The following is a 24,205-nucleotide window of genomic DNA, read 5'->3' on the forward strand; positions in this document are numbered from 1 at the left end:
TTCCGCAGCTTTGTGGCTATCCCGGACTGTGGGAGCGGAGCTTGCCCGCGAAGAGGCCCTCAAGAGCACCAAGAAACCTACCCGCCCCCCCCTTGTTTCTGTAACGAAGTCACCCTGCGGCCGGCCAGAAAACACAGGCTGCCGCCAAGCGCGGTGAGGCCGCTCAAGGCATAGAACATCGTCCCCGGCGCGGTATGGATCAGCAGGTAACCGCAGATCACCGGACTCAACGCACCGCCCAGGGCCGCCAGGTTCTGCGCCCCCAGGTAACTGCCGCGCAGCTCCTCCGGGGCGATGGTGTCGACGAACAGGTATTCGGACGGGTAAATGATCATCTCCCCGAGGGTGAAGATGAACATCGCCACGCACCAGCTCAGCAGGTTCTGCGCAAAACTGAAACCGATCAACCCGACGATAAACAGGCTGGTGCCGATGGCGATCCAGTAGCGCAATTGCTCGCGTTTGAGAAAACGACCGATCTGGTATTGCAGCAGGATCACGCTGATGGCGTTGCAAGCCAGGATCGCTGACAACGTGGTCAGCGCGTCCTGGTTGCTGTGGGTCACCAGCAGGTATTGCGACAGATACAAGGTGTAGCGGCCATGGACAATGGTACTGAGCAAGCTACCGCCGGTGAACAGGATCAGGGTCCGATCGTTGCGCAACGTCACCAGGGTCTTGATGAAGCTTTGTGGCTTGCCGAGCAACGCCTGGGCACTCGGCGCAATACCGAGCATCAGGAACACGCTGCAAAAGGCGATGCCGGAGGCGATGAGGAACGGCGCCAAGGGTTGCACCCCGGCGATCACTACGCCGAGCATCGGACCGGTGGCGTAGCCGACGTTGGTCAGGGTGTAGCGCAGGGAGAAGACCCTGGCCCGCTGGTCGATGGGCAGGTTCTCGCTGATGATGGCCTTGGAGCCGATGAGAAACAGCGCCGAAGCGGTTTCGGTGATCACCAGGGTCAGGGTGGTCAGGTACAGGTCATGGGCGAACGTCAGCAGGGTGAAGCCGATGCCGCTGGAAAGCATGGCCAGGATCATCAGCCGGCGTTTTTCCAGGCGGTCAATGATGTAGCCGCCGTACAACGAGAGCAAGGTGGCGATAAATACCGCGATCCCCAGCAGCAGACCGACGTCCTGCTGGTTCAGCCCGAGTTTCTTGCTGAGGAACAGGGTCAGCAGCGGGCTGGTAATGGCACGGCTGACGACGATGGTCACGGAGCAGATCATCAGCCGACGGATAACGAGGGAGTAGGTGGCCACGGTGGTGCTTATATCCTTGTTTTAGAAACGTCTCGGTCTTTCACCGCACGAACTCAAGATCGCTAAAAGCTTGCCCGCGAAGAGGCCCTCAAGAACGCTGCAACATCACGCCAGGTACTTGCGGTAGTGGTGCTCATAGACCGCCGCCGGGTGGTCCTCCGTCATGGCGCGAGCGCTGTCATTCCACCACTGGGCCACTTCGGCAGCCGTAGCAATCCATACATCGTCGTGTTGCTGGATCCCCTTGAGCAATTCCCGCAGCACGCCGATGCGCCCCGGCGTGGCGATGACCTCCGGGTGCAGGCGCAGGACATAGCACAGCCCGAACCGATGGAAACCGGCAAAGTCCACCTGCAGGTTGCCCAGGGTATGGCTGTAGGACGCGATCCGCGACTGTGCCGGCGGTACCGCCGGGCTGAGATTGAAGGCGAAGTAGGGCTCGTCCTCCAACTCATAGTGCAGCGGTAGCTCGATCACCTGTGGCGCCGTCGGATGGGCGAAGGGCAGGTCGTCGCCACGCCAGGAGGACGACCAGAGGATGCCCTCGTCGTGCAAGGCCTCGGTGAATCCCGGCAGCCAGTTGCCGGCCGGAATCCGGAACCCTTTCGGTCGCTCGCCCGTCAGTGCCGCCAGGGCCTGGCAGCCTTGCTTGAGCGCGGCTCTCTGCTCATCGAGGGTCAGGCGGTCGTAGTTCTGGTGGCGGTAGCCGGCACAGGCGATTTCATGGCCGCCGGCCTGGATCGCCTGAATATGCGCCGGCTGCTCCTCGGCGACGATGCCCGGGATGCACCAGCTGCTGCGGACGCCCAATTCGTCGAACAGTCCGAGTAGGCGTTCGACCCCGCGCTGGCTGCCATAGCGCCAGACCGACAGGCTCTTGTCGCGCCCGGCGACCTCAGGTGCTTGGGTAAGAATGCCGTGTATGTCGTTGTAATCAACGGTAATGATCACCGCGCAGCGATAAGGCGCAGGCCATGGGCTATGGAATGCGGGACGCTGGAACTCAGCCATGATGATGCTCCTTCAGCCACCAATGGGCGACGTCGCGGCAGGTGGCAAACCAGACGTCATCGCGTTCGCGCATATGTTCGAAGAGCCGCTCCAGCAACAGGATGCGCCCCGGCTTGCCGCTGATCTTGGGGTGGAACAGGGTGGTCAGGCACAGGCCTTCGGCAACGGCGCCATCGAATTCGCGGCACCAGTTGTCCAGGGTCAGCGCATAGCTGGCGGTGCGGTCCAGTCCGGACGGAAAATTCGGCTCGCGGGTGTAGGCGATGGAGGCGTAGTCATCCATTTCCCAGCGGCCGGGGATTTCCACCAGGGGTTGCGCATGCCCGGGTACCTGTACCAGGTAGGGCCGGTCGTCGCCGCGCATGCTGCTGGAGTAGGTCACCCCGGCTTCCACCAGCATCGCCGGGGTTTCCGCGCGCCAGTCGCCGGAGGGCGTGCGAAAGCCTTCGGCGCGGATGTTCAGGTGTTGCCAGAACACCTCGCGGCATTTGTTCATCACGTCCCGCTGCTGGTCCAGCGTCAGGGCGTAAAAGGATTCGTGTTTGTAGCCGTGGTAGGCCACTTCATGTCCGCGTTCGACAATCGCCTGGCATTGCCGCGGCCAGTTTTCCACAACCCAGGCCGGGACGAAGAAGGTGGTCGGCAGGCGAAACTCGTCGAGCAGGTCGAGAATCCGCGGCAACGCTCGATACGGACCGTAACCGCCAAAACCGAAGTAATCGGGCTTGTGCCAGATCGAGCCATCGAGCATGGCGTCACCGGTGGGACCGTCGAGGTCGAACGCCAGGGCCAGGCAGGCTTTGTGCCCATCCGGCCAGGTCGGGGTCGAGGACATGAGTGGCGGCTCCCGTTTACTGGCCCTTGTTGACGGCGATGTTATCGACGGCACCGACCGAAAGGTCCCATTTCTTCAGGATGGCCTGGTAGCTGCCGTCGGCGATCATGCCTTGCAGGGCCGCCTGGATAGCGTCACGCAGCTGCTGATTCTCCTTGCTCACGCCGATCCCGGTGAACTGCACCACCATCGGTGTGCCGATGATCTTGAAGGTGTTCTTTTCCTGGGCCGCGAGGTACGGCAGGGTCTCGCTGCCTTGCACGGCAACATTGATGCGGCTCTGGCGCAGCTGCGCCCGGGCATCGGCCGAACCTTCGGTACCGATCACCTTGATCTGCTTGTCAGCCGGGCAGTGCGCGCTGCTCCAGGCGGCGATTTCCGCCGGGAAGGTGGTGCGCCGGCTGGTACCGGCGGTCTTGCCGCAGATATCGGTCATCTCGTTGATATCCTTGTTCTTCTCCAGGGTGTAGAACTGCGAACCGCTGGTGAAGTAATCGACGAAATCCACGGCCTTTTGGCGCTCGGCGGTGTCGGTCATGCCCGAGAGCACGATGTCCACGCGTTTGGTAGTCAGGGCGTTGATCATCTGTTCGAAGGAGGTTTCCTGCCACTTCATTTTCACGCCCATATGCTGCGCCAGGGCATTACCCAGGTCGAAGTCGACACCGGTGAGTTCGTTGCTGGCCGGGTCCTTGAAGTCCATCGGCGGGTAGTTGGGCATGATCGCGGCGACGATCTCGCCCTTGGCCTTGATGCTGGCGGGCAATTCGGCGGCCCAGGTAAAGCTGGAGGCCATGAGGCCGGCGAGTACTGCGGGAATGACGAAATTCTTCATGGTCGTTCTCTTATGAATGTTGTGAAGGCTCAGCGGAACCTAGGTTCGAACGGCAGAAATGAAGCTTTGGGTGCGCGGGTTTTGTGGACTTATTAGAAGTTCTTCGGGGCTTCCTTCCTCCACGATCTGGCCGCCATCCATGAACACCATGCGGTTCGAGACTTCGCGCGCGAAGCCCAGTTCATGGGTGACGACGATCATGGTCATGCCGGTCTGCGCCAGGTCGCGCATCACCGACAGCACCTCTGCGACCAATTCCGGGTCGAGTGCCGAAGTGGGTTCATCGAACAGCATCAGCTTGGGCCGCATCGCCAGGGCCCGGGCGATGGCCACCCGTTGCTGCTGGCCGCCCGACAGCTCGATCGGATAGCTGTCGCGCTTGTGCGCCAGGCCGACCCGGGCCAGCAACTCCAGGGCCTCCTCGACCGACTCCTTGGGCGAGCGCTTGAGCACCTGGACCGGACCTTCGATGATGTTTTCCAGCACGGTCATGTGCGGAAACAGGTTGAAGCGCTGGAACACCATGCCGGTGGCCAGTCGCTGGCGGGCGATCTGCGCTTCGTTGAGTTCATGCAGCTTGTTCCCGGCGATGCGGTAACCCACCAGTTCGCCGTCGACCCAGAGGCCGCCCTTGTCGATCTTTTCCAGCTGGTTGACGCAGCGCAGCAGGGTGCTTTTGCCGGAGCCGGAGGGGCCGATGATGCACAGCACTTCGCCTTGCTCGACTTCGATGTTGACGTCCTTGAGGGCGTGGAAGGCGTCGTAGTATTTGTGCAGGCTGACAGCCTTGATGATGCTTCTCATGTTCGAATTCTCCAGGACACTTACGAGCGCTTGCCGGCGCCGCGGGCAAAACGTCGTTCCAGGCGGCTCTGGCCGAAGGAGAGCACGGTAACGGCGACCAGGTACCAGATCCCGGCGACGATCAGCAGCTCCATCACTCGGGCGTTGGCGTAGTAGATGTTCTGGGCGTTGTAGAGCAGTTCCGAGTACTGGATCACGCTCGCCAGGCTGGTCATCTTGACCATGCCGATAAACTCGTTGCCTACCGGCGGGATGATGATGCGCATGGCCTGGGGCAGGATGATCCGGCGCAGGGCTTGCAACTGCGGCATACCGATGGACTTGGCGGCCTCATACTGGCCGGTATCCACCGACAGCAGGCCGGCGCGGACCACTTCGGCGGTGTAGGCGCCCTGGTTGATCGACAGCCCCAGCAACGCGGCGACGAAAGGCGTCATCAGGCTGACGGTATCGAGCTGGAACAGCCCGGGAATCCCGATGCTGGGGAAGATCAGCGCCAGGTTGAACCACAGCAGCAACTGGAGAATCAGCGGCGTGCCGCGGAACAGCCAGGTGTAGGTGATCGCCACGTAGCGCAGGATCGGGTTGGCCGACATGCGCATGATTGCCGTGATCACTCCGAATACCACCCCCAGGGCCATGGCCAGGATCGCCATGATGATGGTGTTCAACAGGCCGGTGAGGATCGCCTTGGCGGTCAGGAACTGACCGATATAGGACCATTCGATCTGGCCCTGGGCAAAGGCCCGGACCAGCCCGACCAGGGCGACGACGATCAGGGTGGCGAAGAAAATACGTCCGTAATAGCGCCGCGGTACGTGTTCGTACTGGGTGATATCGAACTGGTTCTCGGCCAGTTTGCGCTCGGCGAGCAAGCGTTCTGCCTGGGATTGGCTCATGGTGTTTCTCCGTACGCGGCACCCGGGGCGCCGCCTTTGTTTCTGGTGTGGGAGCGGAGCTTGCCGGCGAAGTTTTTGGCGGACTTGAGGGCCCTTTCGCGGGCAAGCTCCGCTCCGACAGGTATTTCGGTTTTTTCTAAGCCTTGTTACACACGCAGGCCGGCATATTCGGCGGCCCATTGGCGCTGTGCTTCGAGTGCGACTTTCAGCCGGGCGATCTGTTCGCGTACTTGCGCCGGCGCCGTCCCGCCCCAACCGCTGCGGGCGGCGATGGCGGCTTCCAGGGTCAGGCAGTCACGCACTTCTGGCGTCAGGCGCGGATCGATCTCGGCCAGCAGCGCCGGGCTCGCTTCCCAGAGTTCCAGGTCGCCGGCTTCGCAGGCCTTGACCAGCGCACCGGTGATTTCATGGGCCTCCTTGAAGGGCACGCCGCGCACCGCCAGCCAGTCGGCGACTTCGGTGGCCAAGGTAAACCCGAGGGGCGCCTGGCGCCGCAGTTCCTCGACATTGACGGTCATGGTCGCGACCATCCCGGCCATGGCCGGCAGTACCAGCAACAGGGTGTCGACGCTGTCGAGCACGCCGTTCTTGTCTTCGCTCAGATCGCGGTTATAGGACAGCGGCAAGGACTTGAGGGTCGACAGCAGCCCGGTCAGGTTGCCGATCAGACGACCGGCCTTGCCCCGCGCCAGCTCGGCGATATCCGGGTTTTTCTTCTGCGGCATGATCGAACTGCCGGTGGCGTAGGCATCGTCCAGCGCCACCCAGCGGAACTGCCGGGACGACCACAGGCAGAACTCCTCGGCCAGGCGCGAGATATTGATCCCGAGCATGCTGGCGACAAACAGGAACTCGGCGACATGGTCGCGGCTGGCCACCGCGTCGATCGAGTTTTCGCAGACACCGTCGTAGCCCATTTCCCGCGCCGATTGCTGCGGCTGGCGGGCGATGGCGGAACCGGCCATGGCCGCCGCGCCCAAGGGTGACAGGGCGGTGCGGGCATCCCAGTCCACCAGGCGCTGGACGTCACGCAACATCGCCTGGGCGTGGGCCAGCAGATGGTGGGCGAAGACGATCGGCTGCGCCTGCTGCAAGTGGGTAAAACCGGGGCAGATGCTCTGCACATGTTGCTCGGCCTGCTCGATCAGCGCCTGTTGCAGGGCCAGGACTTCCACCGCCAGGGTGCGCACATGGTCACGCAGGAACAGGCGCAGGTCATTGGCGGTCTGGTCGTTGCGCGAACGCCCGGCCCGCAGCTTGCCGCCCAGGGCGCCGAGGCGCTCGGTCAGCAGGCGTTCGATGAAGGTGTGCACGTCCTCGTCGTCGAGGGTCGGGGCGACACGGCCGGCGCGGAAATCCGCGCCGATGGTGTCCAGGGCCTCGACCATGCGTTGGGTTTCCTGCTCATCGAGCAGGCCGGCCCGCTGCAGTTCGTGGGCATGGGCCCGGGAACCGGCGAGGTCATAGGGGGTGAGGCGGAAATAGCGATCCGGGCAGCGGGAGAGGGCGGCCAGGGCGGCGGATGGGCCGCTCTTGAACCGGGCACCCCAGAGACGTTCGGTGGCTTGAGCCATTGTTGTTTTCCTCACGCAAATGATCGATTCGACACAGGACCGCCGCCAGCCGTCCGGGGAGGGGCAGGGTCATGCAATATCAGGAGGGCAGTTACGAATCCTTGTAGAAGCAGCCGCTCAATGCCGCTGGCACCTACAAGTACAAAAGAATGGCTTTTAAACGCTTGCAATCAGCGACTTGTGGCTGATTTGCAAAAAACAGCGGTGGTTGCCAAGCCTGGTTTTCTGTGTTCATTATTATCGACCGGCGACGTTTTTGTTGTGGAGCTAAGCCTGTTGAATATGTGGTTCGAGGTCAATAAGCATGATGGAAACCCAGCTTTCCAATTCTGGAAACCCGGCGCCGAAACCCGGACACCGAGCGCCCCTGGCCCTCAGTGGACTGGACTTCAAGTTACTCAAAGTGTTCAAGGCGGTGGTCGAGGCCGGAGGCTTCAGCGCGGCCCAGAATGAACTGAATGTGGGGCTCGCGGCCATCAGCAAGCAGATTTCCGACCTGGAAATCCGCATTGGCATGCGCCTGTGTACCCGCAGTCGGGAGGGTTTTTGCCTGACCGAGGAAGGCAGCCTGGTGTATCAGGCCTCGATCGATTTGTTCGCCTCGGTCGACAACTTTCGGGACCGGCTTAGTTCTGCTCAAAATGAACTGATCGGAGACCTTAGTGTCGGCGTCGTGGACAACACTATTTCCGACGCTAATTCACCTTTAGTTGCAGCATTACGGAAAATTCATGATGAGTCGCCGAAAGTAAGATTTCGCTTGCATGCGGCGCAGTTGGATGAAGTCGAACGCGGCGTGGTAGAAGGACGTTATATCGCTGGAATCGTACCGCTTTATCAAAAAAGAGAAGAGTTTGATTATTTCACGCTCTATGAAGAACGCGCCGAGGCTTACTGTGGTATCGGCCACCCGTTGTTCGACTCGGACGACGCGCACAACAGTGTCGAGGTGCTGCGTGAGCACGCCTTCGTCAACCATCGCTATGCGATTCACCGCGACAAACTCGACTTTGTCACCTACGACGGTTTTTCCGCCTCGGCGTCCCAGGTGGAAGCCGTCGCCATGTTGGTCCAGACCGGACGTTTTCTCGGCTTCCTGCCGCAGCACTATGCCGCCCCCCTGGTGGCCAAGGGCTTATTGCGGGCGTTGATGCCGGAGCGGGTCAGCTATCACACCCCCTTCAATCTGATCCTGCGACACAACACGACGCGCAGCCCGCTGGTCAAGGCGTTCGCCCAGGCCCTGGGGGTAGATCTCAAGACGCCGTTGCAGGGGTAGGCCGGGACCGAAGGAAGTGATGCTCGTGGCTTCGCAAACCCGCTTGCCCAGCACCCGTTCATGCACCTCATTGTTGAGCAGTACACTTTCGATCACCTGCCGAAAGCCGGGCTCGTTGGACAACGGGCCCTTGAGTGCCACCAGGGCATTGCGTAGAGCCATCAACTTGATCAAGGGCGGCGCCGAGTTCAACGCGACGCCGTTGCCGGGACTTGAACCCGAGGTGCCCGGAATGTTCGCCTCGACGGCGCAAGGCAAGGGCGGGTCGCAATCTTCATTGGACATGACGGCTGCTCTACAGAAAGTGTGCACTGCGCAAAGAGAACACAGGGTAAAAAACTCGACTTTTTTAGTCTAAAGCAGGCTTGGCCGGGTGCTAGTTATGAGCGGATTTTAATAGCTGTCATATTTACGGATATATACGTAGGAGCTTTCCAGAAACCCACTCTGCGTGTAGGTAGAACTCCTTTGAACAGCAGGAGGCTCCATCAGAAAGGGTGGGATGTCATAACAGGGCCAACCGGCATCGGTGCTTCACTCCAACAACCGCACAAACCCGGGCTGCAAACCGAACACCTCGACGCCTTCCGGAGTGGCCTGGCCGGTACTGACCGTCACGCGCTTGACCGGCTGATCCACGGCTTCACGATATTCCACCACCAGGCCGTTATCGACATGCCGGAGTGCCGCGGGTGGCAGCACGATCGCCTGGTCGTTGCGATAGGTGATGATGGTCAGTCGGGCGCTCATGCCCAAGCGGACCCGTTGCAACTGGTCCTTGCTCAGTTTCGGTACCGTGAGCGTGACCGGGAACTGCGCGCTGCCGCCGGGCGCATCGCTGGGCAGCGCCAGGCTGCTGACGATGTCGACGGCACCGTCGAGCCGCACACCATCGAAACCATCGCCCAGTATCTCGACACTCTGGCCCTGGTGCAGTTGGTTGATGTCCAGTTCCGAGACCTTGCTGACAATCTTCAACTGTTCGATATTGGCCAGGCCGAACAACACCTGCCCCTGGCTGACCCGGCTGCCGCTCTGCACCGGTCCGGAACTGTTGCTCGCCGAGCCGGGGGCGTTGTTCGCGCCCGGGGCCGGGACGACAATGCCGGCAAAGGGGGCCAGCACATTCTTGCCCTCGAGCAGGGTGCGCAAGGCTTCATACTTGACCGTGGCATTGGTCAGCTCCATATCGGCGATCTGGCGATATTCACCCTTGCCCTGGTCCAGCGCCTGTTGCAGATCGCCCTGGGCCGCCACCAGGTCCAGGCGCTGGCTTTGCAACTGCTGTTGCAGATCGTCCAGTTCGTTGCGGGCGATGATGCCGCGCTGGAACAGGGCCTGGCTTTCGCGCAGCTTGCGCTCGTTGTTGCTCACGGACATTTCCGCGGCCCTGAGTGAGCGCCGGGAACGGGCCACTTGCTGGCTGTTGTTCCAGTCCTGCAACTCCTGGACCGCGCGGCGCGCCTTGAGCTGGGCGGACAAGGCGTCACGCAGTTGGATCTCCAGCAGCGCCGGGTCCATCTGCACCAGCGTTTGCCCAGCTTCGACCCGTTGCCCCTGTTCCGCGAGTACCGCACGCACATTGCCGTCGAAGGGGGCGGTCAAGGTGATGGTTTTCTGCGGCTCGATCTTGCCCACCAGGCCGATCTGATGGACCAGCGGCGCGACCTGCACGGGTATCCAGCGGGCGTCCTTCGGCGGGTCGGCGGCGGGGGCCCGATAGCCGAGCAGCGCGGCGCCGGCGGCCATCAGCAGGGCCACCGCGGTGCCTTGCAACCAGCGTTGGCGGCGGGTTGTTCTGTCAGTAGTCATTGAGCGCAATGTCCCAGCTCTCCAGAGTCATGCCCAGGGTCAGATCCAACTGGGTCTGGGCGTTCAGATAGGCAATCAGGGCGTTGAGCCGGGCGTTTTCGGCGTTACGCAGATCGCCTTCATAGCTCAGGACCTGGAAGTTGCTGGAGCGCCCGGCACTGAGCTTTTCCCGTTCGATATCCAGCTTGCGCCGGGACAGGTCGACGGCACGCTGGGCGATCTCGTATTGCCGCCAGCGGGTGCCCAGGTCGCGCACCACGTCATTGACGCTGCGCTCCAGCGCCTGGCGGGCATCCGCCAGGACGATCTGCTGATTTTCCACATCGACCCGGGCATGGACCTCGGCCTGGCGGGTACTGAGGTCGCCGATGGGGATCTGCACCTGCACGCCAGCGTAGCTGTCCCAACGGCGGCTGCCGACGTTGCCGTTGTTATTGTCGTAGCGATCGCGGATCTGATTGGCCCCGGCGACCAGCGACACATCCCAGCGCCCCTGGTCCTTGGCGATCACCAGGTTCAAGTCGGCCTGCTGGCTGCCGAGCAGGGTCGCGAGGTACTCCGGCTGCTGGACCTGGGCGACCCGGAAGGCATCCTGTTTGTCGATATTGACCCGGTTGGCTTCCAGGGCCTCGGTGGCGTGGATCGGCGTGGACAGGTCGAGGGCCAGCAGGCGCAACAGCGACAGGCGATTGATATCGACCTGGTTGCGCGCCTCCTCCACACCCAGTTCCTGGGTGGCGATATCGGCTTCGGTCTGGACGATCTCGAACTCGGCCATGCGGCCCGCGGCGATCAGCGCCTTGTTGACGTCCAGCAGGGCACGGGCGCGCTTGAGGGCGTCCTGGGTAATGCTCAGTTGCTCCTGGGAGCGGAGCATTTCCCGGTAGGCGCTGATGATGTCACTGATGGTCTGGGCGACGTTGGCCTTGAGGTTCAGGCGGTTGACCTGCTCGGCGATCCGCGCCACCCGTAGCGGTGCGGTGGTCACATCCCAACCGGCGCCGCGCAGCAACGGTTGAATGATCGCCAGGTCGAGGCCGTCGCTGCGATAACGGCCGGCGACATCGGCATTGTTCAGTTGTCGGGTCCAGGCCATGCTCAGGCGGGTACCGTACTCACTGAGCAGGCTGGTGGTCGGCGAGAGGCTGGCGTTGCGCGAACTGTCCTGGGAACCGCGGTTCGCCTGGTAGGTGCCGCTGATCAGCAGCTTGGGATTGAACACATCCTCGGAGACCCGCAGGTCGAACTTCTGCGCGATACGTTGCAGGTAGGCACTGCGAATGCTGCGGTTGTTGCGCAAGCCCAGGTACACCGCATCGCCCAGGGTCAGGTCGGTGTTCTGCTGGCTCAGCAGCACGCCGCGGGCCTGCTGGCCACGCAGGCTCGGGGCCGAGGGCAGGCCGACCAGGTTGTCGGCGGCCGGCGCCGGGCCACACGCCAGGCCGAGCAGCAGGGCCATCCATGGCCGGGGTCTATTCATCGCGCAGGGCCTCCACCGGTTGCAGTCGTGATGCCGAAATCGCCGGGTAAAGACCGAAAAACAGGCCCACCAGCAGGGTGCTGCCGACCCCCAATGGCAGGGACAGCAGGGCCAGGGAAAACTGCCAGCCGGACATCCGCGCATAGAGGTAGGCCGCGGCCATGCCGACCAGCGCCCCCGACAGCGCGCCGAGCGCGGTCAGGGTCACCGCCTCGAGCAGAAACAGGTTGCGGATATCCTTGCGCCGCGCCCCCAGCGCCATGCGCACGCCGATCTCCCGGCGGCGTTCGGAGACATTCATCAGCATCACATTCATCACCCCGACGCCACCGCCGACCAGGGAGATACCGCCCAGGGCCATCAGCAGGTAACCGAAGGTCCGGCTTTGCCGGGTCATGCCATCAATCATCTGTTGCGGCACCTGGACCTCGACCTCGCGGCCCCTGAGGCTCTGCTTCAAGACCTCGGTCAAGGTCCCGGCGACCGCATTGGTGTCCTGCCCGGCGGCGACCCGCACGATCAGATTGCTGATCTGCGGTGCACTGATGATCCGCCGTAGGCCTTCAAGGGGCAGAAACAACGAATCGTCGGCTTGTATCGGAATCAGGATCGCCGGTGGCTGGCTGCGAGCGATGCCGATCACCTGGAACAGGTAATCGTTGATGCGGATGCGCTCGCCCAGGCGTAGCGGATCGCCGGGGCGGCTCAATGCCTGGGCGATCTTGTGGCCGACCACGACATAGGTTTCGCTGTGGTCGAAGTCGGAGATAAAGCGACCTTCCCGCAGTTGCAGGCGCGTCGCGCCCATCAACTGGGCGGTGCTGCCCACCAGGGTGGCATTGGTGGATTGGCCGTGAAACACCACCGCACCGCTGGACAGGGTAATCGGGGCGATATACAGCAGGCTCGGTATGGCCTTGCTCAACGACGGCACATCGAGGGTCGCCGGCATCGGCCTGCGGGCATCGCCGTTGCCGGGAAACTGTACCGACAGGGTATCGGTACCCATGTCCTTGAAGATCGCCGAGGCTTCCTGCGCGGCGTTGTGGCCGATATTGATCAGGGCGATCACCGATGAGCTGCCGATGACAATTCCGAGCAAGGCCAGGAGCGAGCGTTTACCCAATGTCCTCAGGCTGACAAAGGCCTCGTGGAGCAACTGGCTGGCACTTTGCTCGACCTGCACGCTCATGCCGGGCTGGCCTCGCATATCACACCGTTATGCACCCGGATCTGCCGCCCCAGGCGCTGGGCGATCTGCGGGTCGTGGGTGACGATGATCAGCGTGACCTGGCGCACGCGATTGAGCTCCAGCAGCAGGTCCATGATTTCCCGCGCGGTGCTGCTGTCGAGGTTGCCGGTGGGCTCGTCGGCGAGGATCACCGAAGGTTCGCCGACCAGCGCCCGGGCAATCGCCACCCGTTGGCGCTGGCCGCCGGAGAGGTCGGCGGGGCGATGGTGCGCGCGCTCCCGCAGGCCGACCTGTTCGAGCATGGCCATGGCCCGCGTCAGCGATTCGCCACGGGGAATACCGCGATAACTCAAGGGCAGGGCGACATTGTCCAGGGCGCTGAGGCGTGCCAGCAGGTTGAAACTCTGGAATACGAAGCCGATCTGGCGGTTGCGAATCGCCGCCAACTGATCGGGGCTGGAGCGGAAGATGTCATGGCCGGCAAAACGATAGTAACCGTCGTCCGGCAGGTCGAGCAGGCCAAGGATATTGAGCAGGGTGCTTTTGCCCGAGCCGGAAGCGCCGAGAATGGCGCAACTCTCGCCGACCTCGATGGACAGCGAGACATTATCGAGAATAGTGAGTGTTTGCTCGGCGAGACGATAGCGCTTGCCGATGCCTTGCAGGGAGATGAAGCCTTCGTGAGCAATCGTGTCTGTCATTGCTGATCGCGCCGGCCGGCTCGACCTGACAGGAGCCACCTGCCCGGGCGCTTCAGGGCACGCTCAGGCGGTTCTCGGGGCAGGGGCGAGCACAGGGTTTATTTTCTTATTTTAAATAATTGTTTGAATAGTAGCTGTGATCTCGGGTCGGCGCTAGCCGTCTACTTCAAGGAAAACCGAGGTCTTTCCAGGTGGGGTTTGTGACAATTGGATACACTTTATTGGTCGGCCAGCATGGTTTTCAAACACCCGATAACCGAGGTTGACTGGCGTAGAGGCTTGCTTTCAAAGGCTTTCACAGGTATAAAAAATCAAATTTATTTTTAAAACGCTGTTCGTCCGGTCAATTTTTTATCCTGTTAAGGTTTCTCACATATGGTCGCAAAGAAACTCAGTGCCCCCAATGTCACCAAGACCCGACTGCTGGATGCCACGGAGGCACTGTTTATCAAATACGGCTACGACGCCGTGTTATTGCGCCAGATCACCGAGCGCGCCCAGGTCAACCTGGCCGCGGTGAATTACCACTTCGGGGACAAGGACTCCCTGATGACCGCCTTGCTCATGCAGCGCCTGGGGCCGCTCAACGAACAGCGCCTGGAGTTGCTGGCCAAATGCGAGGAACAAGCGGACGGTCCGCTGGACTGCGAGACCCTGCTGGGAGTCCTGTTCGCCCCGGCCATGGGCCTGGAGCGCAGCGGCGACGGGGATGAAAGCCGTTCCTTCATTCGTTTCCTCGGTCGGGTCTACAGCGATACCTCACCGTTTATCCAGGAATACCTCAAGGAGCATTACCAGCCGGTTTTCGAGCGTTTCTTCAATGCTTTCGCCCTGGCGCTGCCGGACATGCCGCGCAATGAAGTCGGGGTGCGCCTGCAATTCGCCCTCAAGGCGATTTCCGGGGTGATTGCCGGGACCGAACTGCGTTTCCTGATGCAGGCCATGAGCCTGGGGCGCCCGGCCACGGATGCCGAAGTCATGACCAAGCTGATCAGCCTGGTCTCGGCGGCCATTCATGCGCCGATGCAGGACCGTAAGGCGGAGCAGGCGCTGGAGCGCGTGCTGCAGACCCAGCGCTCGATCCGCCAGCACGCCGTCCCGGTCGCGACCAAGCTGGCCGGCAAGTAACCGCCAAGCGCACCGATGATCAGGTCACCGCGCACACTTGCCAATCTTGGCTAGAGTGAAACTGACGGCAATCCTGCCGCCACCGTGATCGTTCCAAAGGCCCGGCACCTGACCGGGTTCTTCACCTGATCGGGAGTACACGATGGATCTCAACCGTCGTCAGTTCTTCAAGGTTGCCGCCATCGGCCTTGGGGGCTCGAGCCTGGCCGCGTTGGGCATGGCCCCGACGCCTGTCTTCGCCGAGCAAGTGCGCCACTTCAAGCTCACCCATACCCATGAAACCCGCAACACCTGTCCGTATTGCTCGGTCGGTTGCGGGCTGATCATGTATAGCCAGGGTGATACCGCCAAGAACGTGGCGCAGAACATCATCCATATCGAGGGCGACGCCGACCATCCGGTCAATCGCGGCACCCTGTGCCCCAAAGGCGCCGGCCTGCTGGACTTCATCCACAGTCCCGACCGCCTCAAGTACCCGCAGGTGCGCAAGCCGGGCAGCCAGGAATGGACACGGGTTTCCTGGGATGAAGCACTGGACCGCGTCAGCGACCTGCTCAAGGCCGACCGCGACGCCAACTTCATCGAGAAGAACGCCCAGGGGCAAACGGTCAATCGTTGGCTGACCAGCGGTTTTCTCGCCGCCTCGGCGGCGTCCAATGAAGCCGGTTACCTGACCCACAAGGTCATTCGCAGCCTGGGCATGCTCGGGTTCGACAACCAGGCGCGTGTCTGACACGGCCCGACGGTGGCAAGTCTTGCCCCGACGTACGGCCGTGGAGCCATGACCAACACCTGGACCGATATCGCCAACGCGAACCTGATCCTGGTGATGGGCGGCAACGCCGCTGAAGCGCATCCTTGCGGCTTCAAATGGGTGACCGAAGCCAAGGCCCACAACCAGGCACGCCTGATCGTGGTCGACCCGCGTTTTACCCGGACCGCCTCGGTGGCCGACTACTACGCGCCGATCCGCACCGGCAGCGACATCGCCTTCATGGGCGGGCTGATCAACTTCCTGCTGAGCGAGGACAAGATCCAGCACGAATACGTGCGCAATTACACCGATGTGTCGTTTATCGTCAAAGCCGGCTTCGGCTTCGAGGACGGGCTGTTCAGCGGCTACGATGCGGCCAGCCGCACCTATACCGACAAGTCCTCGTGGGGCTACGAACTGGGCGAGGACGGTTTCGCCAAGGTCGACCCGAGCCTGCAACACGAACGCTGCGTCTACCAGTTGATGAAGCGGCACTACAGCCGCTACAGCCTGGAGCTGGCAAGCCAGACCTGCGGCATGCCCCAGGATGCCATGCGCAAGATCTGGGACGAGATCGCCACCTGCTCGCTACCGGGCAAGACCATGACGATTCTCTATGCCCTGGGCTGGACCCAGCACTCCATCGGCTCGCAGATCATTCGTAGCGCCGCCATGGTCCAGCTGTTGCTGGGCAACGTCGGCATGCCCGGCGGCGGCGTCAATGCCTTGCGCGGGCACTCCAATATCCAGGGGCTGACGGACCTCGGGCTATTGTCCAACTCGCTGCCCGGCTACCTGACCCTGGCCTCCGATGCCGAACAGGACTACGACGCCTATATCGCCAAGCGTGCCCTCAAGCCCTTGCGTCCTGGCCAGTTGTCCTACTGGCAGAACTACGGCAAGTTCCATGTCAGCCTGATGAAGGCCTGGTATGGCGCCAATGCCACGGCCGAGAACCACTGGGGCTACGATTGGCTGCCCAAGCTCGACAACCCCGGCTACGACATCCTGCGCATGTTCGACCGGATGGGCCACGGGCTGGTCAACGGCTATATCTGCCAGGGCTTCAACCCGATTGCCGCCTTGCCCGACAAGAACCGGGTCACCGCGGCGCTGGGCAAGCTCAAGTGGCTGGTGGTGATGGACCCGCTGGCCACCGAAACCTCGGAGTTCTGGCGTAACGCCGGGCCCTACAACGACGTCGATAGCGGCGCTATCCAGACCGAGGTGATCCGTCTACCCACCACCTGCTTCGCCGAGGAAGATGGTTCGCTGACCAACAGCAGCCGCTGGTTGCAATGGCATTGGAAAGGCGCCGAGGGACCGGGGGAGGCCCGTACCGATGTGAAGATCATGAGCGAGTTGTTCCTGCGCCTGCGCAAACGTTACCAAACCAATGGTGGCGCTTTCGCCGAGCCGATCCTCAAGCTCAGTTGGCCGTACAAGATCGCCGATGAACCCTCACCGGAGGAACTGGCCCGGGAAATCAACGGCTATGCCAGCGCGGATGTCACCGACGCCAGCGGCAGTACAATCAAGGCCGGCCAGCAATTGGCCGGGTTTGCCCAACTCAAGGACGACGGCAGCACCGCTTCGGGTTGCTGGATCTTCTGCGGTAGCTGGACCGAGCAGGGCAACCAGATGGCCCGGCGCGACAACAGCGATCCCTACGGCATGAAACAGCACCTGGGCTGGGCCTGGGCCTGGCCGATGAACCGGCGCATTCTCTACAACCGCGCGTCCGCCGACACCCAGGGCAAGCCCTGGTCGGCGGAAAAACGCCTGGTGTGGTGGAACGGCAAGGCCTGGGCCGGCACCGACGTGCCCGACTACAAACCCGATGTACCGCCGGAAGCGGGGATGAATCCGTTCATCATGAACCCCGAGGGCGTGGCGCGGTTCTTTGCCGTCGACAAGATGGCCGAAGGGCCGTTCCCGGAGCATTACGAACCGTTTGAAACACCCATCGGCATCAATCCGCTGCACCCGGACAACAAGAAGGTCACCAGCAATCCGGCGGCGCGGATCTTCGATTCGGTCTGGGACACGTTGGGCGTGGCCAAGGACTTCCCGTATGCCGCCACGACCTACCGGCTGACCGAGCATTTCCACTTCTGGAGCAAGCACTGCAAGCTCAACGCCATTGCCCAGCCCGAGCAGTTCGTCGAGATCGGCGAGGTGCTGGCCAAGGAGAAGGGTATCGTCGCCGGCGACCGGGTGCGGGTCAGTTCCAAGCGCGGGCATATCGAGGCGGTGGCGGTGGTCACCAAGCGCATCCGGCCGCTGCAGGTCAACAACCAGGTCGTGCACCATATCGGCATCCCGCTGCACTGGGGGTTCACCGGGGTGGCGCGGCACGGCTACCTGACCAACACCCTGGTGCCGTTCCTCGGCGATGGTAATTCACAGACCCCGGAATCCAAGTCGTTCCTGGTCAACGTGGAGAAAGTCTGATGGCCAGCCAAGACATCATTGCCCGTTCGGCGACCACCACCGTGCCGCCCTCAGTGCGCCAGCAGGAAGAAGTCGCCAAACTGATCGACACCACCAAGTGCATCGGCTGCAAGGCCTGCCAGGTGGCGTGTTCGGAGTGGAACGAGCTGCGCGACGAGGTCGGCCACAACCACGGGACCTACGACAATCCCCAGGACCTGAGTGCTGAAAGCTGGACGCTGATGCGCTTCACCGAGCATGAAAATGCCGCCGGCAACCTCGAGTGGCTGATCCGCAAGGACGGCTGCATGCACTGCGCCGATCCCGGCTGCCTGAAGGCCTGCCCCAGCCCGGGGGCGATCATCAAGCACGCCAATGGCATCGTCGACTTCAACCAGGACCATTGCATCGGTTGCGGTTATTGCATCACCGGCTGTCCCTTCGACATACCGCGTATCTCGCAGAAGGACCACAAGGCCTACAAGTGCACGCTGTGTTCGGACCGGGTGGCGGTGGGCCTGGAGCCGGCCTGCGTGAAAACCTGCCCGACCGGGGCGATTGTCTTCGGCAGCAAGGAGGACATGAAGGAGCATGCCGCCGAGCGCATCGTCGACCTCAAGTCCCGCGGTTTCGACCAGGCCGGCTTGTATGATCCGGCCGGGGTCGGTGGCACCCATGTGATGTACGTGCTGCACCACGCCGACCAGCCGTCGCTGTACGCCGGCCTGCCGAACCAGCCGAGCATCAGCCCCTTTGTCGAGTTGTGGAAAGGCATCAGCAAGCCGCTGGGCCTGCTGGCGATGGGCGCGGCGGTGTTGGCGGGCTTTTTCCACTACGTACGCATCGGCCCGCAACGGGTGGAAGAGGACGAGCATCCGGCGCCCCCCGATAGCAGCGTCCACCAGGTCGACCCGAGCGTGCATGTCTTTGATCCGAAAACCGGTGAGGAGCCACGGCCATGAGCGACAAGCCGATCCTGCGTTATACCGCCAACCAGCGCAGCAACCACTGGCTGGTGGCGATCCTGTTCTTCATGGCCGGCCTGTCGGGGCTGGCATTGTTTCACCCGTCGCTGTTCTGGCTCAGCCAGTTGTTCGGCGGCGGTCCCTGGACCCGTATCCTGCATCCGTTCATGGGCCTGCTGATGTTCGTGCTGTTCCTCGGACTGGTGATCCGCTTCTGGCGGGCCAACTTATTTATCGCCAACGATCGCCTGTGGCTCAAGCGGGTGGACCGGGTGATCCGCAACGAGGAGGAGGGCGTGCCGCCGATCGGCAAGTACAACCCCGGGCAGAAGCTGCTGTTCTGGACGCTGCTGGCCTGCATGCTGGTCTTGCTGTTCAGCGGGGTGGTGATCTGGCGAGCGTATTTCAGCCAGTACTTCGGCATCGGCGGCATTCGCCTGGCGGTGTTGCTGCATGCCCTGGCGGCGTTGGTGCTGGTGTTGAGTATCATCGTGCATATCTATGCCGGCATCTGGATCAAGGGTTCGGTCGGGGCCATGCTGCATGGCTGGGTCAGTCGCGCCTGGGCGCGCAAGCACCATGCGCTGTGGTACCGCGAAGTCACCCGGGACGAGGCCGCGCACGCCGAGCCGGCGAAAAAGGGATAAGCACTTGAGCACGATATTGGAACCTGGACAGATCGAAGCCGCGGCCAGCTCGCCGCCGTTTCTGCACCGGCCGCCGCCGACGCTGTTCGCCCTGCGCGCAGCCCGTCTGGAGCAATTGGCGGTAGGGCATCCACTGGCGGAGTACATCGGCCTGGTCGCGGGGCTTTGCCGGGTCCAGCAGCAACTGCTGGATCAGCCGCCGGCTACCGCGGCTCCCGATCCTGAGCACCAGCGGCTGTGCCTGGAACACGGCCTGCCACCGCTGGCGGCCGACAGCCTGGTGCGCGAAGACCTGTGGCTGCCGTGGCTGGATGCCCTGTTGTCGGGCTACGTCAGCAGCGTCCCCGCCGTGCGACAGGCCATCAGTACCTTGCAGGACAGCCGCGCCGGTCAGCGCAAGGTCTGGGCGCTGGCCTTGCTCGGGGGCCAGTACGCCGGGTTGCCGGCGGCGTTGGTGCCGTTTCTCGGTGCCGCGTTGCAGGCGGCCTGGAGTCATTGGTTGCTGAGTGTGCCGGACCTGGCCCTGAAACCCGGCGACAGCCTGGTCCAATGCCCGGCCTGTGGTTCGCCGGCCATGGCCGGGGTGATCCGTCACCGTGGCAAGTTCAACGGCCTGCGCTACCTGGTGTGTTCCTTGTGCGCCTGCGAGTGGCATGTGGTGCGGGTCAAATGCATCTATTGCGAACAGAGCAAGGGGCTCAAGTACCTGAGCCCGGGGGATGACCGCCATGCGCCCGGCCATGCCCCGTTGCGCGCGGAAATCTGTCCCGGCTGCAATAGCTATCTCAAGCTGATCTACCTGGAAGAAGACGCCGAGGCCGAGGCGCTGTCGGCGGATATCGCCAGCCTGGCGCTGGATATCCGTCTCGATCAGGAAGGTTACCTGCGTCAGGCCCCGAACCTGTTGCTGGCCCCTGGGGGCGATTGAATTCCCCCTGTAGGAGCTGGCTTGCCAGCGATGAGGCCCTTGAGCCTTGCGTTGCCCTTCCGAACGCCATCGCCGGCAAGCCGACTGCCACAAAGTCGTGGCCATCCCTCAAGGAGCGAGGGAGGCGTCTACACTGAGGTTTCCGCATCGCGTCTTCAGGAAACCGCTGATGTCCTCAAGCCTTGCCGCCGTTCCGCCACGCCTGCCTTCCATTGATAGCCTGTTGCGCGACCCTGCTTGCCAGCCCCTGGCCGAGCGCTACGGTCGCGATGCCTTGCTGGCGACCCTGCGGCATTTGCTCGATGAACTGCGTGAAGCAGTTCGCTCGGGCCGACTCACGGCCACCGAGTTGACCCCGTCGGTCCTCGCCGGCCGGGCCGGCGAACGCCTGTTCAACCAGCACCGCAGCCGGGTGCGACGGGTGTTCAACCTCACCGGCACAGTGCTGCACACCAACCTCGGTCGGGCACTGCTGCCCGAAGAGGCCATAGAAGCCGTGCAAATGGCCGCCCGTTACCCGCTCAACCTCGAATTCGACCTGCACAGCGGCAAGCGCGGCGACCGTGACGATCTGATCGAGGGCCTGATTCGCGAACTGACCGGCGCCGAAGCCGTCACTGTGGTCAACAACAATGCCGCCGCCGTGCTGTTGGCCCTCAACAGCCTCGGGCAACGCAAGGAAGGCATTATTTCCCGGGGCGAGCTGATCGAGATCGGCGGGGCCTTTCGGATTCCCGATATCATGGCCCGCGCCGGTGTCCGCCTGCATGAGGTGGGCACCACCAATCGTACCCATGCCCGTGACTACGAGGCGGCCATCAATCCACGCAGCGGCCTGTTGATGCGCGTGCATGCCAGCAACTACCACATCCAGGGTTTCACCGCCCAGGTGTCCACCGCCGAGTTGGCACAAATTGCCCATCGGCATGGCTTGCCGTTACTCGAGGACCTGGGCAGCGGCAGCCTGCTCGACCTCACCCGCTGGGGACTGCCCGCCGAGCCCACGGTGCGTCAGGCCCTGGAGGACGGCGCCGATATCGTTACCTTCAGCGGTGACAAGTTGCTCGGCGGCCCCCAGGCCGGCTTGATTGTCGGGTGCAAGGACCTGATCGCGAAGATCAAGAAGAACCCGCTGAAACGGGCGCTGCGGGTCGACAAGCTGACCCTCGCGGCGCTGGAAGCGGTGCTGGGGCTGTATCGCAATCCGGAGCGACTGGCCGAACGCCTGCCCAGCCTGCGTTTGCTGACCCGGCCCCAGGCCGAGATTCTCGCCCAGGCTGAACGCCTGCGCCCGCTGTTGGCCGGTGTATTGGGGGAGGGCTGGAACGTCTCGGCAGTACTGGCGCTGGGCATGATCGGCAGCGGTAGCCAGCCGGTGGCGCGGTTACCCAGCGCGGCTTTGTGCCTGCGGGCGAATACCTCGAAACGTCTGCGCGGGCGCAGCCTGCATGGACTGGAGGCGATGTTGCGGGGCTTGCCGATTCCGGTGTTGGGGCGCATTGACGATGACGCTCTGTGGCTGGATCTGCGTCAGTTGGACGATGAGGCAGCCTGGGTGGCGCAGCTTGGGGGGATAAGCCCTGGGACCGCGTCATCGTTCATCGCGAGCAAGCGTGCTCCTACGAAAAGCCGTTCGACAGCGATTCCGCAGAGCGGGGCGGCCGGGGCTCCAGAAACTGCGCGGCAGGGGAGTCGGGCGGGGTGATCGTCGGTACGGCAGGGCATATCGACCATGGCAAGACCCGTCTGCTCCAGGCGCTGACCGGCCAGGCCGGCGACAAGCGCCGGGAGGAGCGGGAACGTGGTATCACCATCGACCTGGGGTATCTCTATGCGCCGCTGGAGCCCGGCGCCGCGCTGACCGGATTTATCGATGTACCCGGCCATGAGCGGTTTATCCATAACATGCTGGCCGGCGCCCAGGGCATCGATCTGGTGTTGCTGGTGGTGGCCGCCGATGACGGGGTGATGCCGCAGACCCGCGAGCACCTGGCGATCGTCGAGTTGCTGGGCATTCCCCGGGCGCTGGTGGTGCTCAGCAAGTGCGACCGGGTCGAGCCGGCACGCAGAGCCCAGGCGCGTGGCGAGATCCAGGTATTGCTGGCGTCCGGGCCCTATGCCCAGGCGCCGCTGGTCGAGGTTTCCAGTGTCAGCGGCGAGGGCATCGAGACACTGCGCCAGGCCTTGCTAGAAGCTCAGGGCGAGGTCCGCCGACGCAGTGACGAAGGTGGTTTTCGCCTGGCGATCGATCGGGCGTTCAATGTGCCTGGAAGCGGCATTGTGGTCACCGGCACGGCCTTGTCCGGCCATGTCAGCAGCGGTGAGGTGCTGGCGTTGGGCCCCACGGGCAAATCCGTGCGGGTCCGCGGTCTGCATGCTCAGAACCAGCCGGAAGCCACGGCGTTTGCCGGACAGCGGGTTGCGCTGAACCTGAGCGCCGAGCGCCTGGCGCTCGAACAGATTCAGCGCGGTCACTGGCTACAGGCCGAGTGGCTGCATGCCCCGACCCAGCGGCTGGATATCGAGCTGCAACTGCTCCCCAGCGAAACCCGCCAGTTCGAACACTTCAGCCCGGTCCATATTCATTTGGGCACCCAGGATGTACTGGGCCGGGTGGCCTTGCTCGATACCACGCAGTTGGCGCCGGGAGCACGGGCGTTTGCCCAATTGCTGAGTCATGCGCCCTTGCAGGCCGTGTACGGTGACCGCCTGGTGTTGCGCGATCAAAGCGCACAGCGAACCCTCGGTGGCGGCCGGGTGCTGGATCCCTTTGCACCGGCTCGCCAGCGGCGCAGTCCGCAACGTCTGGCGCAGTTGCAGGCCTTGGCGCAGGCGCAGAGCCTTGAGACGGTACTGCCGACATTACTCGCTGGCAGTGCTGGCGGTGTTGATCCGCAACGGCTGGAGCGCCAGTTCAATCGCCCGCGCGACAGTTGGAAGCTGCCCGCCGATATCTGTGTGATCAACACGCGACAAGGTTCGCGGCTGTTCAGCGGTGAGGGCTGGCAAGCCCAGAAAGACGCCTTGCTCGCGCAACTGGCGCGCTTTCACAACCTGGAGCCCGACCAGTTGGGCCCGGACCGTGATCGCTTGCGGCGCTTCGCCGCCCTGGCGCTGGAACGACCGGCGTTTATCAGCCTGCTGGAGACATTGCTCGACGATACCTCGATTGTCGCAAGCGGACCCTGGCTGCATTTGCCTGATCATCAGGTGCGTTTGAGCGAAGAGGACGAGGGCTTGTGGCAACAATTGCAACCGCTGCTGGAGCAGGGCGCAATCGATCCTCCGTGGGTACGCAGCCTGGCGGCGTCGACCGGGACGGATGAAGTCAGCGTGCGCTTGCTGCTGCGCAAACTGGCCAGGCTGGGGCAGGTCTACCAGGTGGTCCACGACCGTTTTTACACGGCGGCGGCGGTCCGGCAATTGGCGGCTATGCTGGTGCAATTGGCGGCGGATAATCCGACGGTAAAGGTGATTGCCTTTCGTGACCGGCTGGGCTTGGGCCGTAAACGCTGCATTCAGATACTGGAGTTTTTCGATCGTATCGGCCTGACCCGGCGTGTCGGCAACTTGCGTTTCATTCGCGCCGACAATGCACTGGCCCGAAGCGAACCGGCGGACTTGCGCCGGCCGAAAAACCTGTAAGGGGCGGCTTGTCGGGAC

Annotated in this window: 18 protein-coding genes and 2 pseudogenes; 8 read left to right on the plus strand and 12 right to left on the minus strand. The window is 63.0% G+C overall.

The window, feature by feature from the left end; genetic code table 11:
* Positions 1-77: 77 nt before the first annotated feature.
* The 7 genes from M5B96_RS06295 to argH form a co-directional block, all read right to left on the minus strand.
* On the minus strand, positions 78-1,265 hold the full coding sequence (locus tag M5B96_RS06295; protein WP_248795843.1) for an MFS transporter: 1,188 nt from the start codon (positions 1,263-1,265) through the stop codon (positions 78-80).
* A gap of 105 nt (positions 1,266-1,370) precedes the next feature.
* Positions 1,371-2,276, minus strand: a complete 906-nt coding sequence (locus tag M5B96_RS06300) for a polysaccharide deacetylase family protein (RefSeq protein WP_248795844.1) — start codon at positions 2,274-2,276, stop codon at positions 1,371-1,373.
* Positions 2,269-3,111, minus strand: a complete 843-nt coding sequence (locus M5B96_RS06305) for a polysaccharide deacetylase family protein (RefSeq protein WP_248795845.1) — start codon at positions 3,109-3,111, stop codon at positions 2,269-2,271. The genes M5B96_RS06300 and M5B96_RS06305 overlap by 8 nt, the downstream gene beginning before the upstream one ends.
* A 16-nt stretch (positions 3,112-3,127) precedes the next feature.
* Entirely contained in the window at positions 3,128-3,946 is an 819-nt protein-coding gene (locus M5B96_RS06310; RefSeq protein WP_248795846.1) for an ABC transporter substrate-binding protein, read from the minus strand.
* A 39-nt stretch (positions 3,947-3,985) separates the two neighbouring features.
* Complete coding sequence (locus tag M5B96_RS06315; protein ID WP_248795847.1) at positions 3,986-4,750, minus strand: amino acid ABC transporter ATP-binding protein; 765 nt, start codon at positions 4,748-4,750, stop codon at positions 3,986-3,988.
* A gap of 20 nt (positions 4,751-4,770) precedes the next feature.
* The gene (locus M5B96_RS06320; RefSeq protein ID WP_248795848.1) at positions 4,771-5,649 is read right to left on the minus strand and encodes an amino acid ABC transporter permease; all 879 of its coding nucleotides are present in this window, start codon (positions 5,647-5,649) and stop codon (positions 4,771-4,773) included.
* A 146-nt stretch (positions 5,650-5,795) separates the two neighbouring features.
* Positions 5,796-7,223: an argininosuccinate lyase gene (gene argH, locus M5B96_RS06325; protein WP_248795849.1), complete on the minus strand. Its 1,428-nt coding sequence runs from the start codon at positions 7,221-7,223 to the stop codon at positions 5,796-5,798.
* 307 nt (positions 7,224-7,530) lie between these two features.
* Here argH and M5B96_RS06330 point away from each other — a divergent pair, with 307 nt between their 5' ends.
* Positions 7,531-8,502 (plus strand): LysR family transcriptional regulator, encoded by a 972-nt coding sequence (locus tag M5B96_RS06330; protein ID WP_248795895.1) that lies wholly within the window; start codon positions 7,531-7,533, stop codon positions 8,500-8,502.
* A 60-nt stretch (positions 8,503-8,562) separates the two neighbouring features.
* Here the strand turns inward: M5B96_RS06330 and M5B96_RS32685 are convergent.
* The 5 genes and pseudogenes from M5B96_RS32685 to M5B96_RS06355 form a co-directional block, all read right to left on the minus strand.
* A pseudogene (locus M5B96_RS32685) lies at positions 8,563-8,787 on the minus strand (type VI secretion system contractile sheath small subunit); the annotation flags it as partial.
* 249 nt (positions 8,788-9,036) lie between these two features.
* On the minus strand, positions 9,037-10,314 hold the full coding sequence (locus tag M5B96_RS06340; protein WP_248795850.1) for an efflux RND transporter periplasmic adaptor subunit: 1,278 nt from the start codon (positions 10,312-10,314) through the stop codon (positions 9,037-9,039).
* Entirely contained in the window at positions 10,304-11,794 is a 1,491-nt protein-coding gene (locus tag M5B96_RS06345) for a TolC family protein (RefSeq protein ID WP_248795851.1), read from the minus strand. Before M5B96_RS06345 ends, M5B96_RS06340 begins: the two co-directional genes overlap by 11 nt.
* Positions 11,787-12,986 (minus strand): ABC transporter permease, encoded by a 1,200-nt coding sequence (locus M5B96_RS06350; RefSeq protein ID WP_248795896.1) that lies wholly within the window; start codon positions 12,984-12,986, stop codon positions 11,787-11,789. Before M5B96_RS06350 ends, M5B96_RS06345 begins: the two co-directional genes overlap by 8 nt.
* A complete protein-coding gene (locus M5B96_RS06355; protein ID WP_248795852.1) occupies positions 12,983-13,687 on the minus strand; it encodes an ABC transporter ATP-binding protein in 705 nt (234 codons plus the stop codon). The genes M5B96_RS06350 and M5B96_RS06355 overlap by 4 nt, the downstream gene beginning before the upstream one ends.
* 375 nt (positions 13,688-14,062) lie before the next feature.
* Here M5B96_RS06355 and M5B96_RS06360 point away from each other — a divergent pair, with 375 nt between their 5' ends.
* From M5B96_RS06360 to selB, 7 genes and pseudogenes are all read left to right on the plus strand, one after another.
* Positions 14,063-14,815 carry a TetR/AcrR family transcriptional regulator gene (locus tag M5B96_RS06360; RefSeq protein ID WP_248795853.1) on the plus strand — a complete coding sequence of 251 codons (753 nt, stop codon included), beginning with the start codon at positions 14,063-14,065 and terminating at the stop codon, positions 14,813-14,815.
* 142 nt (positions 14,816-14,957) lie between these two features.
* Positions 14,958-18,023 carry a formate dehydrogenase-N subunit alpha gene (gene fdnG, locus M5B96_RS06365; RefSeq protein WP_248795854.1) on the plus strand — a complete coding sequence of 1,022 codons (3,066 nt, stop codon included), beginning with the start codon at positions 14,958-14,960 and terminating at the stop codon, positions 18,021-18,023.
* Entirely contained in the window at positions 18,023-18,964 is a 942-nt protein-coding gene (gene fdxH, locus M5B96_RS06370; RefSeq protein ID WP_248795855.1) for a formate dehydrogenase subunit beta, read from the plus strand. The genes fdnG and fdxH overlap by 1 nt, the downstream gene beginning before the upstream one ends.
* Positions 18,961-19,614, plus strand: a complete 654-nt coding sequence (locus M5B96_RS06375; protein ID WP_248795856.1) for a formate dehydrogenase subunit gamma — start codon at positions 18,961-18,963, stop codon at positions 19,612-19,614. Before fdxH ends, M5B96_RS06375 begins: the two co-directional genes overlap by 4 nt.
* 4 nt (positions 19,615-19,618) lie before the next feature.
* Positions 19,619-20,542, plus strand: a complete 924-nt coding sequence (gene fdhE / locus M5B96_RS06380) for a formate dehydrogenase accessory protein FdhE (protein ID WP_248795857.1) — start codon at positions 19,619-19,621, stop codon at positions 20,540-20,542.
* A gap of 169 nt (positions 20,543-20,711) precedes the next feature.
* Positions 20,712-22,109: pseudogene (gene selA / locus M5B96_RS06385) on the plus strand (L-seryl-tRNA(Sec) selenium transferase); the annotation flags it as partial.
* Positions 22,110-22,243: 134 nt separating this feature from the next.
* Positions 22,244-24,187, plus strand: coding sequence for a selenocysteine-specific translation elongation factor (gene selB / locus M5B96_RS06390; protein ID WP_248795858.1), 1,944 nt, complete (start codon positions 22,244-22,246; stop codon positions 24,185-24,187).
* Positions 24,188-24,205: the final 18 nt, after the last annotated feature.

Source organism: Pseudomonas sp. MWU13-2105, from assembly GCF_023242315.1.
Taxonomy (GTDB): domain Bacteria; phylum Pseudomonadota; class Gammaproteobacteria; order Pseudomonadales; family Pseudomonadaceae; genus Aquipseudomonas.

Excerpts from the sequence above, each read along its gene's own strand:
- M5B96_RS06320 (WP_248795848.1), bottom strand. The coding sequence starts at position 5,649 with ATGAGCCAATCCCAGGCAGAACGCTTGCTCGCCGAGCGCAAACTGGCC.
- M5B96_RS06350 (WP_248795896.1), bottom strand. The coding sequence starts at position 12,986 with ATGAGCGTGCAGGTCGAGCAAAGTGCCAGCCAGTTGCTCCACGAGGCC.
- M5B96_RS06360 (WP_248795853.1), top strand. The coding sequence starts at position 14,063 with ATGGTCGCAAAGAAACTCAGTGCCCCCAATGTCACCAAGACCCGACTG.
- M5B96_RS06375 (WP_248795856.1), top strand. The coding sequence starts at position 18,961 with ATGAGCGACAAGCCGATCCTGCGTTATACCGCCAACCAGCGCAGCAAC.
- M5B96_RS06310 (WP_248795846.1), bottom strand. The coding sequence starts at position 3,946 with ATGAAGAATTTCGTCATTCCCGCAGTACTCGCCGGCCTCATGGCCTCC.
- M5B96_RS06355 (WP_248795852.1), bottom strand. The coding sequence starts at position 13,687 with ATGACAGACACGATTGCTCACGAAGGCTTCATCTCCCTGCAAGGCATC.
- M5B96_RS06340 (WP_248795850.1), bottom strand. The coding sequence starts at position 10,314 with ATGACTACTGACAGAACAACCCGCCGCCAACGCTGGTTGCAAGGCACC.
- M5B96_RS06300 (WP_248795844.1), bottom strand. The coding sequence starts at position 2,276 with ATGGCTGAGTTCCAGCGTCCCGCATTCCATAGCCCATGGCCTGCGCCT.
- M5B96_RS06315 (WP_248795847.1), bottom strand. The coding sequence starts at position 4,750 with ATGAGAAGCATCATCAAGGCTGTCAGCCTGCACAAATACTACGACGCC.
- fdxH (WP_248795855.1), top strand. The coding sequence starts at position 18,023 with ATGGCCAGCCAAGACATCATTGCCCGTTCGGCGACCACCACCGTGCCG.
- M5B96_RS06305 (WP_248795845.1), bottom strand. The coding sequence starts at position 3,111 with ATGTCCTCGACCCCGACCTGGCCGGATGGGCACAAAGCCTGCCTGGCC.
- argH (WP_248795849.1), bottom strand. The coding sequence starts at position 7,223 with ATGGCTCAAGCCACCGAACGTCTCTGGGGTGCCCGGTTCAAGAGCGGC.
- M5B96_RS06330 (WP_248795895.1), top strand. The coding sequence starts at position 7,531 with ATGGAAACCCAGCTTTCCAATTCTGGAAACCCGGCGCCGAAACCCGGA.
- M5B96_RS06345 (WP_248795851.1), bottom strand. The coding sequence starts at position 11,794 with ATGAATAGACCCCGGCCATGGATGGCCCTGCTGCTCGGCCTGGCGTGT.